Genomic DNA, 16694 nt, shown 5'->3' on the forward strand with positions numbered 1-16694 from the left:
GTTTGTTTTTAGCTGCGTTTTGTTTGTTACAATTCAGTTACAAGATGGTGATTACCACCGAACTTGACCCCGAATAGGCACAAAAAAAGCAATCGCCGCTGTTTCCGCAGACAACGTTTGCTTCAATATAAAGGTATTGCGGACAATATTTCGCAAAAAGCCATATTTATTCACAGTATTACTAAGAATAATTATACGCCTTTTGCAATCATTTGCAAGCCCTTTGCGGGAGACACACTGTGGTGCACACCCTTTTAATTAAACATGTTCAACATCAAATTCTGGGACATCTGGATCACGCGCAATATCGACTAATTGTAAGAAATTATCTGGGTCAAGTGCCGCTGTCCCAACCAGCACGCCATCAATATCTTTTTGTCGCATAATTTCGCGCGCATTATGCGGTGTCACTGAACCACCATATAAAATACGGACTTGTTCAGCAATCACCGGTGAATACAACTTGGCTAGTGTTTGTCGAATGAGGTGTGCCGCTTTTTGCGCTTGGTCCGCACTAGCTGCTTCACCTGAGCCAATGGCCCATGTTGGTTCATAGGCAATTGTCACATTCCGAATTTGATCAACCGAGACGCCGGCAAGCGCAGCTGCCACTTGCGCCACCGATGGTTCAGCATCCATAAACTGCGCGTACGTACTCATATCTTCGTCAACGTCAATAATTGGTCGCAAGCCATTACGCAAAGCTGCTGTGACTTTCAGGTTCACCGTCGAATCTGTTTCATTAAAGAACTTCCGACGTTCAAAATGGCCAATCAAGACATAAGTTGCCCCAATATCTTTTAACGCTTTCGGTGACGTTTCGCCAGTATAGGCCCCACTATCTTCCCAGTGCACATTTTCTGCGACAACGTGAACCGGCGTTTCTTTAGTTGCCCGCACCATATCTGCTAAAAACAAATCTTGTGCGGCAATGCCTGTTTCAACGACGCGTTGATCGGGTACCTTACCGCTAACTTGCGCCAAAAAATCCGTCACATCGGCCTGCAACTTATTAATTTTCCAGTTTGCAACCACAAACGGTACACGCTTTGCCTTGTGCATTTTCGCCATCATCATTTATCATCTCCTCGTAACATGACAAACATGAAGATTGCTTCAATTAGTAGCAACATTGCTGTATATTGTGCTTCTTCATTAACTAGACGTAATAAAATGTAACTCACAACCAGCACGCCTAAACCCATCCCCGTTTTAACAAGAGACCGTTGATGCTTACTCCGTGCTAACAACTCTGATAAGTGTTGGTTTTCTGACTGCAATTCCGACACATCCAGTTTCAATGCTTCAATCTGATCCAGCATTTTATCATTTTCTTGCTGCATTAAATCAAAATCCGACTGTGATAAGCCATCTTCAGTTTTTGGTTCGCGCTTTGTTCGTTTAAAAAGTAACATTATTATTATTCTCCATTACTACTATTTTACCACAAGAAAAATCAGCATTGCGTACCGGAGACAACAAAAAAGCTATTTTATCAGTCACCTGATAAAATAGCTTGGATGCAGCCGGCGGGAGTCGAACCCGCACGCCCTAAACGGGCACAGGATCCTTAATCCTGCGCGTCTGCCAATTCCGCCACGGCTGCGATGTTGTTTGTATTGACAACTCTATTAGTTTAGCGCACTCAACATGAGATGTCAATATTTTTTATCAAAAATCCACCAAAATGATCATTTAATAAAAAGCTATTTAGCCCCTACCTGCCCTATATTTTTCGTGCTAAAACACCCAGAAACTGCTAGCTTTGAGATGACATCATTTTATTAACGCGTAAATTCTTTTATATTTTTATCTTGCTTATTTCTCCCAGTGTGGTACACTGGTCTTGTAATAAAAGTTATTGATTTTGATTTGTTTTTCTCGGAAGGCGCTCAAGTACCAATTATTTAAGTTACAAAATATAACATTGGTGAGCACACCAAGGAGAAACATATCATGGAAAAAGGCACAGTAAAGTGGTTTAACGGCGAAAAGGGTTACGGTTTCGTAACTCGCGAAAATGGTGAAGATGTCTTTGCACACTTCTCAGCTATCCAAGGCGACGGCTTCAAGACTCTTGAAGAAGGCCAAGCTGTTGAATTTGAAGTTGAAACTTCAGACCGCGGTTTGCAAGCTGCAAACATCGTTAAGTTGTAATCTTAAGCAACTAACACAAAAAACTCGCTTCGGCGAGTTTTTTTGTGTCCAAATTTCGTGGTATAATGAATATGTTAGATTAAACACAAATTAAGGAGTTTAGCACACATGGCTAAGTTAGTATTGATCCGTCACGGTCAAAGTGAATGGAACGCATTGAACTTGTTCAACGGTTGGGTTGACACAAAGTTGTCAGACAAGGGTATCGCCCAAGCAAAAGAAGCTGGTGAATTATTGGCTGCCGAAGGCATCCAATTCGACCAAGCCTACACATCTGTTTTGACACGTGCCATCACAACATTGCACTATGCTTTGGAAGAAGCTGGTCAATTGTACATCCCTGAAGTAAAGTCATGGCGTTTGAACGAACGTCATTACGGTGCTTTGCAAGGACAAAACAAGGCCGAAGCTGCTGAAAAGTGGGGTGCTGAACAAGTCCACATCTGGCGTCGTTCATACGACGTTTTGCCACCATTGTTGGACAGCTACGATGAAGAAGTAACTGTGCAAGGCAAGACATACCCTGCCTTTGACCGTCGTTATGCTGATGTGCCTGAAGGTGAATTGCCATTGGGCGAAAACTTGAAGATCACATTGGAACGCGTTTTGCCATTCTGGGAATCAGACATTGCCCCACAATTGAAGGCTGGCAAGAACGTTGTCATCGCTGCCCACGGTAACTCATTGCGTGCCTTGGTTAAGCACTTGGAAAACATTTCAGATGAAGACATCTTGAATGTTGAAATCGCTAACGGTCAACCATTGGTTTATGACCTTGCTGATGATTTGTCAGTTGTTTCTAAGAAGACTTTGACAAAGTAATTCTCTAGCCTAGTTATCTGATGATGACTAGGCTTTTTTATGCCTTTTTTGCCAAAGAAAAACCGGCATACATCACGTATGCCGGTTTTTTAAGATTGCCCCTGCTGGATTCGAACCAGCGCATGGCGGTACCAAAAACCGCTGCCTTACCGCTTGGCCAAGGGGCAATAGTTAATTTATTCAGCCGTTAACTATTAATCGGCTATGGGAGCGGTAGGATTCGAACCTACGAACCCGAAGGAACGGAGTTACAGTCCGTCGCGTTTAGCCAGACTTCGCTACACTCCCATGTCTCAAACAACTATATTATAATAACAAATATTTAAAACCTTGACAACCCCTTTTCGCAAATTTTTTTATTTTTTTTGCTGATAATGATCCGACTGCCGATAACTGGATTTCAAATAAATTATCTTGTTTATATGGCAGGCATTCATTATACTAGAATAAGGTAAAAAACTGCATTTGGAGTTGTAACTCATGATTGTATCCGCCACCAATAAACAGCGCCGACAAGCTCTGATTTGCTTTCTGATTGCTTGTCTACTCGGCCTACTCACTAAATTTAATATCCTGGTGCCTGTCGCATTCGACCAACTGTTGCATAGTTTATTCAACACTGTGCAAACTAACTTTGGTGACACCGTCATGGCCATTGCGACCTTTTTGGGTAACCCTGTCGTCGACGTTATTTACGCCTTCATTTTGGCAGGCATACTCATCATTGCGCAATTGCGTGTCCCAGCGATTTGGACTGTTGCCAGCGTCTTGCTCGGCGATTTATTTTTGAGCATCATCCGCTTCATTGTCAATCGGCCACGACCAGTTGGTCATTTATTATCAGACACGGCATCATCATTTCCCAGTTCGCACGTCTTCGGGCTGTTCGTCGTCATTTTCATTATTGGCATCTTGGTGACGCCAAACATCAACAGCTACCGTGCGCAAATCATCATTACTTGGTTGACCCAACTTATCGGGGCTCTAACCATTATGAGTCGTTTGTACTTCAACGCTAATTTTTTCAGTGATACAGTTGCGGCAATTCTATTCGCCTATGCTTGGGTGATCCTTTCGGCCACGCTTTATCCAAAGTTTGCCACTTTCCTACAACGACGCGTCCCATTATTTGAAAACGAAGAAATTTAAAAAGCGTGATTGCGATTTGCAATCACGCTTTTTATTATTGTCCGATTGTGTAATCGTCTTCTTCCATCGCCTCAACAGCACCCAAGAGATACCCGTTCCCAACACCTGAGAAAAAGTCATGGTTAGCCGTTGATGTTGACAAGCCATTCATAACCACCGGATTCACATCCTCGGCACCATCAGGGAACATAGGTTCCTGACCAAGATTCATCAACGCTTTATTCGCATTATAACGGAGGAAGGTCATGACTTGATCATACCAGCCCAAGTCATCGTACAATTCATGTGTATACTTCTCTTCATTTTCATAAAGATCATAGAGCAAATCATACATCCAAGCTTGCAATTCTGCTTGTTCATCTTCAGACAATTGGTTAAAGCCAATTTGGAACTTATAGCCAATGTACGTCCCGTGAACTGATTCATCACGAATAATCAACTTAATGATTTCAGCCACGTTCAGCATCTTGTTGTGTCCCAAGAAATACAGCGGTGTATAAAAACCAGAATAGAACAAGAACGTTTCCAAAAAGACAGATGCAATTTTCTTTTGCAACGATGTGCCTGTTTGGTAAATATCGTTAATACGGTTGGCCTTATATTGCAAGAATTCGTTATTATCGGCCCAATCAAAAATAGCTTCAATTTCTGACTTTTCGTTTAACGTCTCAAAAATTGATGAGTAAGACTTCGCATGAATAGACTCCATAAATTGGATGTTATTCAAGACAGCTTCTTCTTTTTGATTAAGCGAATCAAACTTCAGTTGCGCCAGCCCATCTTGTGATTGTAGCGTATCCAACGTCGTGAGCCCGCCAAAGACAAGGTTCATCGCTTTTTGTTCTTGTGGTGACATGTCGCCACGCCAATGCCGCAAATCATTTGAAATTGGGATACGTGTGTCGAGCCAAAATTGTTGGGTTAGTTTTTCCCAAGTTGCCTTATCTAACTCATCTTCAATGCTGTTCCAGTTAATTGCTGTATATGAATTGTCTTTTAAATGTTGTACCACAGTTATTCTCCAAATATTGGTTTGATTAAGTGATAAGCTTTGTCTGCATCGAATGTGCTACCGCGTAATTCGTAGGCGTATAACATTGGTACGTTAAACCGTTCAGCGTAACGTATCGCTGTCAAATTGAATTGGACGTTAAAATTACGGTTGCCCGAGCCGATGACACCTTTGAGATAATGTTGATTTCGACCAAAGGCGATATAATCGCCCAAGGCATTCGTAAAAATCTCGGTGACTTCTGGCCCAGTACCGGTACCACCTGTTAAATAGGTTGGTACAATAGCCACAAATGGCTCTGTCTCGTTAGCATAATCCGTTTCATCCCCAATACAACGCGCTACGACTGTATCGCCATACGCCGCTGCCACTTCGCTTAACTTTGAGACAAATGATACTGTGTTACCTTCTGTTGACGCATATAAAATATTAATTTTGACCATGACCCTCTTATCCCTTGTACCGTGATGTGCTTAAATCGAGCAACTTTCACACTCGTTCACACCAGATTCTTGGTTATCATCCGTAAATGTGCGGACATAATACAATGACTTAATCCCTTTATTAAAGGCATAGTGACGCAAAATCGTCAAATCACGTGTTGTCATTTTTTCTGTCCGACCCTTTTTCCATTCATACAACACCGTTGACAACGTTGAACGCATGAATAACGTTAAGGCCATGCCTTGGTCAATGTGTTCTTGTGCCGCGGCATAAACATCGATGACTTTTCGCATATCAGTGTCGTAAGCTGACACGTAGTATGGCATCGTCTCGTTGTTTAAACCAGGAGCAGGATAGTACACTTTTCCGATCATCCCCTCTTGACGTTCTTCAATTTTATTGACAATTGGTAACAATGTTGCGGTGGTGTCGTTCACATAAGAAATTGAGCCGGTTGGTGCAATGGCATGTCGGTAGGCATGATACATCCCATACTTCATGACATTTTCCTTTAATTCTAACCAGTCACGTTGCGTTGGCACATGATGGTTAGCAAAAGCATCGGCAACTTGTGGTGTTTTCGGTGTCCAATCTTGCGTGAGGTACTTATCAAAGTAAGTACCATCAGCATACGTCGACTTGTCAAATTCAAAGAACTTTTCTTGACGTTCTTTAGCCAACTTCATTGACGCTTTAATTGAATAATAGTTCAACGTCATGAAGAATGTTGACGTAAAATCAAGGGACGCTTCATCACCATAATACATTTGGTTTTGCGCAAAATAAGCTGCCAAGCCCATTGCCCCAAGGCCAATGGCATGCTTTTCTTGGTTTCCCTTGGCAATTGATGGCACGACATCCAAGTTTGACGTATCCGAAACAAACGTCAAAGCGCGTACCATGGTATCAACAGATGTTTCAAAATCAGGCGTTGCCATCATGTTCACAATGTTGATTGATCCTAAGTTACAGCTGACATCTGACCCCAAACGCGTGTATTGTTGCCCGTTATCAAGTTCAGATGGCGTCTGAACTTGCAAAATTTCCGAACACAAGTTTGATGACACAATCTTACCCGCAATTGGGTTGGCACGATTGGTCACATCAACGTTAAGGATATAAGGGTAGCCAGATTCTTGCTGCAACTTTGAAATTTCTTCTTCAAGCGTCCGCGCATTGAGTCGATATTTCGTAATTTGATCATTGGCTACCATGTTGTCGTATTCAGCTGTAATATCGACATAGTTAAATGGGACACCATACACCTTTTCCACATCTGCCGGACTAAACAAGTACATATCCTCGTTCTTGCGCACTAATTCATAGAATTTGTCCGGCACGGTCAAGCCAAGCGATAGCGTTTTAACACGGATCTTTTCATCCGCGTTTTCTTTCTTAGTTGACAGGAATGCCATAATGTCAGGATGGAAAACTGACAAATAGACAACGCCAGCCCCTTGGCGTGCGCCAACTTGTGATGAAAATGTGAAAGAATCTTCCAACAACTTCATGATTGGCACAACGCCACCAGCCGAATTGGCAATTCCCATGACCGGTGCCCCAGCTTCACGCAAGTTTGACACGTTAATGCCGACACCACCACCCATTTTTGAAAGTTGCAACGCCGAATTAATCGTTCGTCCAATTGAATTCATGTCGTCAGACGTTTGAATAATGAAACATGACACCAATTCACCACGACGCGCCCGCCCAGCATTCAAAAAACTTGGTGTGGCTGGCTGGTAACGTTGGTGAATCATTTCATCGGCCAAACGCAAGGCCAACGCTTCATTACCCGCAGCATAATACAATGCATTCATCGCAACACGATCGATGTAAGTTTCAACGTAATATTGGCCATCATTTGTTTTAAGCGCATATTGATTATAGAACTTGAATGCCGCCATAAATGACTTGAAGTGGAAATTTTCGCCTTCAAGGTAAGCATACAATTCCTCAATAAACGCTAAGCGATACTGTTCGATAAAGGCACGTTCCAAAAAGTTATGCTCAAAAAGCCACTCAAAACGTTCTGACAAAGAGTCGAACTTTAAAACATTCGGCCAAACGTTTTCTGTGAGAAAAGCATCTAGCGCTTCTTGGTCTTTTTCAAGTTGAATCTGATTGTTTTTCGGAATGTTGACTTGGTTGTTCAAGTCAAAATAAGTCACCTTATCTAAGTTAATCTCTTTTAATGGCATAATTACAATCCCTTACTATATTATTGTATTTGTTATAAAGGCGGAAATCAACAACTCATCGCCGTTGACTTCCGCCTTTGGTCTTTCTTCATTAATTGCTTTAATTAAGCTGAAATCTTTTTGAGTACGTCTGGGCGGAAACCAGAAAACTTTGGCATGCCCTCAATGGCGACAACGGGTGTTTGTCGGAACCCGTCAGCCTTTAACGTTTCCACATATGCGACTTCTTCTTCAATGTTGATTTCCTTAAAGGGGATACCTTGCGCTGACAAGAACTTCTTCGTCATTTTGCATTGTACGCAGTTATATTTTGTATAAACAGTTACTTTTTCCATAATCGTTGCCTCAATCTTTTGTCTTAATTGTTATTGCTAGTTTACCCTGTTTTGGAAATTAAACAAGGACAATATACGTCTTCACAAACAGTTGTTCGACACGAGACAATGTTAGCAATTGTTTGCCGAGAAAAATGATTTTAAATTTCACAAACTTATTTTTTGTGCGTGAAAAACACCGATATATCAACGATTATGCCAATTTCACCACAAATGAAACCATCACAAAAAACTTAGAAAACACGTCAAAAGTGCCAGTTTTCGCGCCTAACGGTCTTTTGTGCTAACCAAGCTACTTGACAACAAGCGAAAATGTGTTCGTTTCCAATAACGTCAACGACGCATTGCATGCCCTATCCCCCCAGCCACATTTTTATTTCATGGCGTTTTCTGGTATAATACCGTGTAGTATACATAAGAAAAGAGGTTTACGACTTTGGATTCTGGTCCGTCTATGCTCCTTAACTTTTTCATTATTGTTTTGGTGCTGTTACTCGCTATTTTGTTCACGTTAACAGAATACTCTTTGGTTAAAGTACGTCTAAGTGCGTTACGCGATTTGCAAGAAAAGCGCGAAAAGCCTTCACGTAATATTGATCATGCCATCTATATGGCATCGCATTTAACTGAATATCTATCGACTGCACAAGTCGGTATCACACTCACAAGTTTGATTTTAGGTTGGATTGGTGAAGAAACGGTCGCCGAAATCATTCTAAAGACTGGTCTTATTCCAGCAGAATATTCTGGCGTCGTATCGTCAGTCTCTGCCATGATTATTTTCACGATCGTGCATGCGGTGTTTACCGATTTGGTACCGAAAAACATCGCGATTGAAGAACCGATTAAGGTCTTACTGCTAATTGTTCGTCCTGTGCGTTTCTTCCATATTCTGCTGTTCCCATTGATTTGGGCATTAGATCACTTATCAAATGTGATTACCCACATGTTGGGCTTCCGTACGGATGGCGAAGAAGATATCTATTCACAAACCGAAATTCTCTCACTGTCACGTAATGCCGCCGCTGCTGGTGAGCTGGACGAAGAAGATTTGACGTTTATGAAGCGCGCCTTTGAGATGAACGATAAGGTTGCCGTAGATATCATGATTGATCGGACATCAATGACTGCTATTGATGTCACGACGACAATCGCTGATGCCATCAATCTTTACCTACAAGATCGTTACTCACGTTTCCCAGTCATTGCTGATAATGACAAGGATAAAGTGTTAGGTTATGTCTTTATCTATGACCTCTTGCGTCAATCTCGCATTAACGATCAAGATACAGTCGCTAAAATCATGCGTGATATTCCAGCCGTCCCTGAAAACATGGACTTACACGATGTCATGGATGAAATGATTATCAAGCGTTCGCCGATCGCCATTGTCGTGGACGAATACGGTGGTACCAGTGGTATGATCACGGATAAGGATATCTACGAAGAACTTTTCGGTACTGTCCGTGATGAAATCGATGACGTCTCAGATGACTACATCGAAAAGCTTGGTGATCACCGTTATAAAGTCTCTGGTAAGATGACCCTTTATGACTTTGAACGTTACTTCAACAAGAAGATTAAAGAACTTGAAGAAGACGAAGCCGTCACTTTGACCGGTTATGTCTTAAATCATGACCCTGAATTTAGAGCTGGCGACACGATGCAAGTGGCCAACTTCAAATTAACGGCCTTAGATTATGACAATGCTTACATTTCAGAATTTATTGTTCAAGAGTTACCAACACCAAAACAAGACTTAAATCATAATGGCATCTTCGACGAAGATGAAAAAGATGACAAGTCAAATACAGAGGACTCACCCGCTTAATGAAAAGACCGCAAACGCGGTCTTTTTTGGTGTCCGGCATTTTATGTTAGAATGGAGATAATAACCATTTAGGAGGCGATTGTAGCGCATTGCGGAACGACTGTTCAAGACAATGGCCTACAACTATTACTATGTCAATTAACGTCTATATCGTCCGTCACGGCGAAACTTACTTCAACTTTTTACACCGTTTTCAAGGTTGGTCTGATGCTCCCCTCACCCCAAAAGGGATCGAACATGGCTTGAATGCCGGCAAGCGGCTCGCTAACATTCATTTTGATGGTGCTTACTCATCTGATTTGACCCGTGCCATTCATACCGCGCGCTATATTTTGAAAAATAATACCGCAGACTCACCAGAGGAACCTACGCAACTCTTTGACTTCCGTGAACAGTTCTTTGGGTCGTTTGAAGGGATTAACGGTGAAACTGTTACAACAACCTTAACGGCTTTTAAAGAAACACCCTTTGAAACTTACGCAAACTTGATTACCATTTACGGCATGGCCGACGCAATGAATACCATTCATCAAGCTGACCCCTACCATTTCGCCGAAGACGACGAACAATGGTGGACGCGCGTTTCACGCGGCTTCAATGACATCCGTGTCCGCCACAAAGACGGTGATAACGTCCTCATTGTCTCACACGGGACAACGATTCGCGGCATTGCAGAAAAGTTAGGTCGTCACGATTTCGCCAGTGAGCCCGTTAAAAACGGTGCGGTGATGCAGTTGGCACTTGACCCACATGATGCCACGGTGGTGCGCTTCAACGATGATACAACCGTCTTTTAATAGACAGCACCGCGAAAAACTGTTACACTATCAGTAGTATAAATAAAGGAAGTGCAATCAATTGTCAAACGAATTTTAAGATCCCGTAGATAAGAGTAGAGTCTCTATTTTTATGTGCACATCTTGAGATTGGTCAGCAGTTTTGCCCTTGACACGTAAAATGCCCCCAGTCTCGTATTATCTGGAGGTATTTTTTTATGACTGAACAACACACTAACGCCCAAGAGCCACGCAAAGTCTTTCTGGTTGGCCTAACGACCAGCAAGGCTAATTTAACCTATGAATTAGAAGAACTAGGTAATCTAGCAAAGGCCAACAACTTGACCCCAGTGGAAACTTTTACCCAAAAGCTGGAACGGCCAAACCCTGCTACTTACTTTGGTAAGGGGAAAGTTGAAGAACTAGCTGAAGCAGCCAAGACTTACGAAGTGGATATGATCGTTGCTAACGATGAGTTATCCCCATCACAGATTCGTAACTTAGAAAAGTTAACCAACACGACGGTGCTAGATCGTACGGGGCTGATTTTAGATATTTTCGCCCAACGCGCCCAAACTAAGGAAGCGAAGTTGCAAGTCCAGTTAGCTCGCTTGCAGTACCAGCTTCCCCGCTTACGGACAAGTATGTCTGTGAGCCTTGATCAGCAAACTGGTGCGGGTGGCGCTAGCTTTACGTCACGTGGTTCCGGTGAAACGAAGCTCGAAGAATCACGTCGTCGAATTACGTCACAAATGGTCCATATTCGCCAAGAACTCGCTGAGTTGTCCAAAGGGACGTCAACACGTTCAGCAAAGCGGACAACCAATGAATTGGCCAATGTGGCTCTGGTTGGTTATACCAACGCCGGTAAGTCAACGTTGATGAACCGCCTACTCGCGCGCTTTGGGGTGGGTGCTGATACGGACGATACCAAGCAAGTCTTTGAAAAAGACATGTTGTTTGCCACATTAACGACAACTGTCCGACAATTAACCCTGCCAGATAAGAAGCAGTTCTTACTCAGTGATACGGTTGGGTTCGTCTCAAAGTTACCACACAATCTGGTATCTGCCTTTAAATCAACACTGCAAGAAGCTGCGAATGCTGATTTATTGCTACAGATCGTGGATGTGTCAGATGAACACTACAAAGACATGATGGCTACCACAGAAAAAACATTGGCTGAAGTCGGCGTCACTGACGTGCCAATGATCACTGTCTACAACAAGGCGGATCGCACGAAACTCGTCTACCCTGACGTGTCTGGTGAAAATACAATCACCATCTCCGCCCTAGACCCTGCCTCACAAGATGCGTTAATTGACTTAATCAAGAAGCAAATCTTCAACGACGTCCAAGAAGTCACGCTCCACATCCCCTTTGACCAAGGCGCTGTGCAAGCCAAACTCGCCGCTAAGCATACCTTTAGCAAAGAGGACTATGATGAGACTGGTACATTGATTACCGTTGAATTGTCAGAGTTAGAACGCAAGTTGTACGCGGATTATATTGTCTAGTAAAAAGCCCCTCACACGGATTAGCGTGTGGGGGGGCTTTTTATTTGGCTATCTGTTCATTACGCTGGTTCCCAAGGCTATTTACTTAAATCCCTGATAACCGATAAACCAAAAACTAATCAACACCGCTAAAGCAATGCCCACAAGCCTTGCACTTGCATAACTCACACCAAACAGCATGATAAGACCAGTAAGAAGCCATCCAAACAAATAGACAATGCCAATCACGATAAATGGCGCGGCAATTATCAAAATAAACGTTAATAGTTTATCCATTATTTACCTCTTTTGATTGTGTATTTGACTCATTATTTTTATTATAATGCAAGGGTTTACATAAGAATAGCATTAAATGTAAAAAATCTGGCATTCCATTCATTTTTTGACGATATAACATATCTATCCCTAACGCGATCGCTATTCAACAACGCCACAAAAAAAGCATCAGCAAAAATGAGTGATGTACCCAAAAAGTTAAAGCAACTTTCGGGGTACACCACATATGAGGGGCTTTTTACTTTACCGGCTTGATTCACAATCATGATTTTATATCTTCAAATACATTTGTTTCATCATCAGCCAAAAACTTTTCCATCCACTGGCTCATAAAATTCGTCGACATTAATTCATCTCGTCTACTATATTCATTCTGATACCAGAGCAAAATACTAGTTCCTCCCTGACTAGACAACACTATAGGTATATCCTGATGTGTTTTACCTTCAAACATAACAAAATATTCAAACAATGCTATCTCATCCATTGATATATCCACAATCATATTCATCGTATGTTGCTGAACTCGCCATGTTAAATAGTCTGATAAAAATTTAGGATTTCTAAAATGAACAGTCCATGCAAAAATAATCTCAAAGTCAAAAATACTCATAACCGACTTCAAGACATTACTGTCTTTTGAATATCTCTCTTGATTATGTGCCAAAGACTGATAATTTTTCCCGGTTAAAATAACACCATTGAATTTCTTTACCCTTTTAGGTAGTATTTGCTTAGACTTTGCATCCCCTTCTCGCGTAAAATATTTTCTATTATTTCTCAGTTCTATTTCAGCATCTTGCTCCTGAATCATGGCCTTGCCTATAACGGATGAATACTTTCTTTGCAACGATAGCAGTGATCCAGCTGCGTTCATACTGTTAAACTCAATATCAGCTGTTTTTAATTCAATCACAAAGGCGTAATTTTGCCACAACAATAGCAAATCATGTTCTCTTCCATTTACTACTGAAACAAAAAAATTAGTCACAACACTAATATCATTTTCTCTGTTAGCCACTTTTTCAGTAATAACTTTTTTTAAAAAACCTTCATGCTTATGTTGAAATCGCATGGCCTTTTTACCACGAGGTTTAATGTATCGTCGCAAACCCACCGCAATATATTGCACAATATTTATTGAATTCGGAATAAAAACAAGCCCATTATGTTGAATAGCAGGTACTTTAGCATTGTTTAGAAGATTTTCAATATCTGTAGGATAATTGATATTATCAAATTCGTTCTGGAAGCTTTCAGAACTAATAAGAGTATCCCCTATTCCTGGATATAATCTTTCTAATTGATCAATAGGAACTCCCATTGTAAGGAAATCTGGCAATAAATCACCATATACTTGATCAACTCTTACCACCGAAGTTGCTAACAACATTCTTACAAAATTAAACGAATTTGTAAATCCTAAGTATTCTTCTAGTTCCTCTTTAAAATATTCGAAGTATTCAAGATACTGTGGCGCTTCTACGTAGTCATAATTTAAATGTGAGACAAAAAAATCTAGTTCCGCAATCTCATCAGCGTTCCGTTCTAAAGAATCGGACAAGTAATAAGTAACTGTAGCATTAACTAATTCAGAAAGTACATTTCCCCCCACAGTCGCATTAAATTTCTGAACTGGGCCAGGAACATATGGTAAAGAAACAATATAATAACTATACTCAATCAATAACTTAAGTGATTGAAAATCAAGTTTTGGTTGATCATCCACCAATTGCGTACCAGCTAGAGAGCGTCTTTGAATTAATGAATTCAAAAACTGTATTCTTTCTTCAACAGTTACCGATGAAAACTGTGTTTTCAATATCGATTTAAAATCAAAGACTAAACTTTTATTATTACCCATATAAATTTTTCTCCTTGAGATTACATCTAAATTATACGAACATATGTTCGTTTTGTCTACTGATTTTTACAAATATATGAGCCCCTGCTATTCTAATCCTATACCTCTCCTTATTCCTCTTCAGATTACTTTTATCTTTCCATCCAGAATCCTTCTTTTCCCTCTAAGAGATTTTTCAAGTGGATCTCTTCATTAATTTTGATAATATAAACAAAAATTACAGCCGAGGCATATAAGTAATCTTCTAAGTTGTCTTCATCCTTTTCAGCAACATAAGAATGATTATGTTTGTTACGTAAAGCCTTTGCATTATCATACTCTGAGTTATTAAGTAAGTAGTTCAAATAATTAATTTCTGGTTCTGAAAATAACGTACTCTCAGTTTTCAAATATCCTTGTTCTACTTTAGTATTAATCAAGTTTTGATACTCTGTTGCAGAATCGCCTACTTCAGCAAAAGGAAAATTGTAATAGTTTATAACTCCATATGACCATAAAAATCGACATATTAAAATAAACTGAGCTTGTTGGTTTGTCACAAAAATTTCGTCGTTTTCCCGTACAGTGATTATCTCTTCTTCTACCAAAAAGTCTATATTTTCTGTTTGGTACGGCGAAAAGTCAGAATACGAAACTTTATTATTTTGTAACAAATCAATAAATGTATCCGCTTGTAAATTTTGATTAATATATCCCAGATGTGACTGTGTTGAAAACAATAAATTATTTATTTTAATCATTTTCTCTGAATGTACATACACATATTTATTAGGGATAACACTCTTTAAGTCTTTAAACCGTGGCGTCGACGTTAAATTAACAAGATCGTGCTGTATGTCACCATACTTAGTAAAAGCGTACCATTGTTTACGAAGGTTTTCTTCAGCTATAAACATTAAACTAACTTTCGCACCATATGACACACTCTTAGAAAACTCGATTGGAAGCCAATCTAAATGTAAGACTTGTTTTGAATACTCTAAAAAAAAGTAATTAAATATGTCCTCAAATTCTACATGATGTTCTTGTTGAAGCACACCTCTCATTACTCTTAGCTCGTTTAAAACTATCCGTTGTTTGGATGAGAAGAAAAAACTCATTTCATAATGATGATTCGACTTTATTCCTAACAAACTACTAAAAATGTCGGCTTCGAGATTAGGAAAGCTAACTAAATTCCATATTCCATTGATATTTAAAAACCAATGCAAGTATTGAACGCTATTAAGCAGTGTAGGAATATCTGAATAAGTCCTCAAAAATTCTACATCAACGTATCCTCTGATTTCATTATCTGGATTTTCCTTGATAAAATCACTCCAATTTCCATATATGGCATATGACTCCTTATACCCTTCATTTTCCGAGAAATGTTTGTCAATTTGGCGGTTGATTTCATTTTTTATCTTTAATCTCAGCATAGCATCCAAATTGAGATGTTTTCCTAACCCACTTAACCCGCCTTGTATTAATCTTAAATAATTTACATTCGCCTCTGAGTCTGCTTCACCATCTATATACCGGACAGCCAAGTCGTAAAATTCTTGTTTAGAAATATTACTTGGAATCATATACTTAGTGTTACTATCTGTAAAATTATCTAACAATAATTCAAAGTTTTTTGCTTTACTTAAAAATAATTTTTTAACTACACTGGAGTAGTATTTACCCCAATATTCTGTTTTTAGAAAATTCTGTATTCTTATTCGCCCAGCCTCAAGAATACGATTTAAATCATGCTCTTGAAATACTTTATGCCATTTATACTCCTCAAATACCTGCAATAAGCTATGACAAAACTCGTGATAGTCATGCTCCTTATACGTAAAAAGTGAATGAAATTCTTTATGAATTTTTTCCGCGGATATATTATGATATCTCCGCGATATTTTTTGATGTATGTCAGACTTAATTTTCCCGTCTTTAATATCATTCTTTTTGGTTTTAATCATCTGAAACGCATCGAACAACTCTAAAAATTCTAAAGATGTAATCTCTTCAGAACCCATCTGCAGAATTTTCAAAACCCTCTTTTCAAACTCGTTATCATTCCAGGGCTCCCAATCTAAAACATGAATTCTCCTACTCATATGCATCAACCTCCCTAGACTTAACCCCATTATACCTCTTCCAAAACAAAAAAAACTTATCCAAAAGAATAGCCTTTTACCCCCATTACTCCTCATGCTCCCCCACCAATTTCGAGACACACTTCCCCCTTTTTGCCACTTACCCTCCGTACAAAGACATAAATATTACTTTATTATTTTTCGTCGTAACCCTCCCAACACTTTCTTCTTTTGTAGTTGC

The 16694-nt window shown here is 40.1% G+C and carries 15 protein-coding genes and 3 tRNA genes; 6 read left to right on the top strand and 12 right to left on the bottom strand.

Annotated features, from left to right (window positions below):
- Nucleotides 1-258: 258 nt before the first annotated feature.
- The 3 genes from tpiA to FGL80_RS01910 all read right to left on the bottom strand — a co-directional run bounded on the left by tpiA (nucleotide 259) and on the right by FGL80_RS01910 (nucleotide 1606).
- A complete protein-coding gene (gene tpiA, locus FGL80_RS01900) occupies nucleotides 259-1071 on the bottom strand; it encodes a triose-phosphate isomerase (RefSeq protein WP_055307440.1) in 813 nt (270 codons plus the stop codon).
- A 2-nt stretch (nucleotides 1072-1073) separates the two neighbouring features.
- Entirely contained in the window at nucleotides 1074-1415 is a 342-nt protein-coding gene (locus FGL80_RS01905) for a hypothetical protein (protein WP_010001708.1), read from the bottom strand.
- Between the two features lie 106 nt (nucleotides 1416-1521).
- A tRNA-Leu gene (locus FGL80_RS01910) sits at nucleotides 1522-1606 on the bottom strand.
- A 350-nt stretch (nucleotides 1607-1956) separates the two neighbouring features.
- Between FGL80_RS01910 and FGL80_RS01915 the strand changes: the two genes are divergently transcribed.
- Nucleotides 1957-2157: a cold-shock protein gene (locus FGL80_RS01915; RefSeq protein ID WP_010001709.1), complete on the top strand. Its 201-nt coding sequence runs from the start codon at nucleotides 1957-1959 to the stop codon at nucleotides 2155-2157.
- 108 nt (nucleotides 2158-2265) lie between these two features.
- Nucleotides 2266-2979 carry a 2,3-diphosphoglycerate-dependent phosphoglycerate mutase gene (gene gpmA, locus FGL80_RS01920; protein ID WP_029509470.1) on the top strand — a complete coding sequence of 238 codons (714 nt, stop codon included), beginning with the start codon at nucleotides 2266-2268 and terminating at the stop codon, nucleotides 2977-2979.
- 95 nt (nucleotides 2980-3074) lie between these two features.
- On the opposite strand, the gene FGL80_RS01925 is transcribed toward gpmA, so the two are convergent.
- Both FGL80_RS01925 and FGL80_RS01930 read right to left on the bottom strand, forming a co-directional pair.
- Nucleotides 3075-3146, bottom strand: a tRNA-Gln gene (locus FGL80_RS01925).
- 38 nt (nucleotides 3147-3184) lie between these two features.
- Nucleotides 3185-3267, bottom strand: a tRNA-Tyr gene (locus tag FGL80_RS01930).
- A gap of 192 nt (nucleotides 3268-3459) precedes the next feature.
- Here FGL80_RS01930 and FGL80_RS01935 point away from each other — a divergent pair.
- Nucleotides 3460-4128 carry a phosphatase PAP2 family protein gene (locus FGL80_RS01935; protein ID WP_055307369.1) on the top strand — a complete coding sequence of 223 codons (669 nt, stop codon included), beginning with the start codon at nucleotides 3460-3462 and terminating at the stop codon, nucleotides 4126-4128.
- 34 nt (nucleotides 4129-4162) lie between these two features.
- Here the strand turns inward: FGL80_RS01935 and nrdF are convergent, their stop codons facing one another.
- The 4 genes from nrdF to nrdH all read right to left on the bottom strand — a co-directional run bounded on the left by nrdF (nucleotide 4163) and on the right by nrdH (nucleotide 8120).
- A complete protein-coding gene (nrdF, locus tag FGL80_RS01940) occupies nucleotides 4163-5140 on the bottom strand; it encodes a class 1b ribonucleoside-diphosphate reductase subunit beta (RefSeq protein ID WP_055307368.1) in 978 nt (325 codons plus the stop codon).
- 2 nt (nucleotides 5141-5142) lie between these two features.
- Complete coding sequence (locus tag FGL80_RS01945) at nucleotides 5143-5583, bottom strand: class Ib ribonucleoside-diphosphate reductase assembly flavoprotein NrdI (protein WP_009999797.1); 441 nt, start codon at nucleotides 5581-5583, stop codon at nucleotides 5143-5145.
- A gap of 30 nt (nucleotides 5584-5613) precedes the next feature.
- A complete protein-coding gene (gene nrdE / locus FGL80_RS01950; RefSeq protein ID WP_147001779.1) occupies nucleotides 5614-7785 on the bottom strand; it encodes a class 1b ribonucleoside-diphosphate reductase subunit alpha in 2172 nt (723 codons plus the stop codon).
- 104 nt (nucleotides 7786-7889) lie between these two features.
- Nucleotides 7890-8120, bottom strand: coding sequence for a glutaredoxin-like protein NrdH (nrdH, locus tag FGL80_RS01955; RefSeq protein WP_029508861.1), 231 nt, complete (start codon nucleotides 8118-8120; stop codon nucleotides 7890-7892).
- Nucleotides 8121-8556: 436 nt separating this feature from the next.
- On the opposite strand from nrdH, the gene FGL80_RS01960 reads away from it, so the two are divergent.
- The 3 genes from FGL80_RS01960 to hflX all read left to right on the top strand — a co-directional run bounded on the left by FGL80_RS01960 (nucleotide 8557) and on the right by hflX (nucleotide 12244).
- Nucleotides 8557-9951, top strand: a complete 1395-nt coding sequence (locus FGL80_RS01960; RefSeq protein WP_147001780.1) for a hemolysin family protein — start codon at nucleotides 8557-8559, stop codon at nucleotides 9949-9951.
- 131 nt (nucleotides 9952-10082) lie between these two features.
- The gene (locus tag FGL80_RS01965) at nucleotides 10083-10748 is read left to right on the top strand and encodes a histidine phosphatase family protein (protein ID WP_055307365.1); all 666 of its coding nucleotides are present in this window, start codon (nucleotides 10083-10085) and stop codon (nucleotides 10746-10748) included.
- A 197-nt stretch (nucleotides 10749-10945) separates the two neighbouring features.
- On the top strand, nucleotides 10946-12244 hold the full coding sequence (gene hflX, locus FGL80_RS01970; protein ID WP_147001781.1) for a GTPase HflX: 1299 nt from the start codon (nucleotides 10946-10948) through the stop codon (nucleotides 12242-12244).
- Between the two features lie 81 nt (nucleotides 12245-12325).
- Here the strand turns inward: hflX and FGL80_RS01975 are convergent, their stop codons facing one another.
- The 3 genes from FGL80_RS01975 to FGL80_RS01985 form a co-directional block, all read right to left on the bottom strand.
- The gene (locus FGL80_RS01975) at nucleotides 12326-12520 is read right to left on the bottom strand and encodes a hypothetical protein (protein WP_055307363.1); all 195 of its coding nucleotides are present in this window, start codon (nucleotides 12518-12520) and stop codon (nucleotides 12326-12328) included.
- Nucleotides 12521-12782: 262 nt separating this feature from the next.
- Nucleotides 12783-14384: a hypothetical protein gene (locus FGL80_RS01980; RefSeq protein ID WP_055307361.1), complete on the bottom strand. Its 1602-nt coding sequence runs from the start codon at nucleotides 14382-14384 to the stop codon at nucleotides 12783-12785.
- 131 nt (nucleotides 14385-14515) lie between these two features.
- Complete coding sequence (locus FGL80_RS01985; protein WP_147001782.1) at nucleotides 14516-16474, bottom strand: hypothetical protein; 1959 nt, start codon at nucleotides 16472-16474, stop codon at nucleotides 14516-14518.
- Between the last annotated feature and the right edge of the window lie 220 nt (nucleotides 16475-16694).

Source organism: Leuconostoc lactis (genome assembly GCF_007954625.1).
In the GTDB taxonomy this organism is placed as follows: Bacteria; Bacillota; Bacilli; order Lactobacillales; family Lactobacillaceae; genus Leuconostoc; species Leuconostoc lactis_A.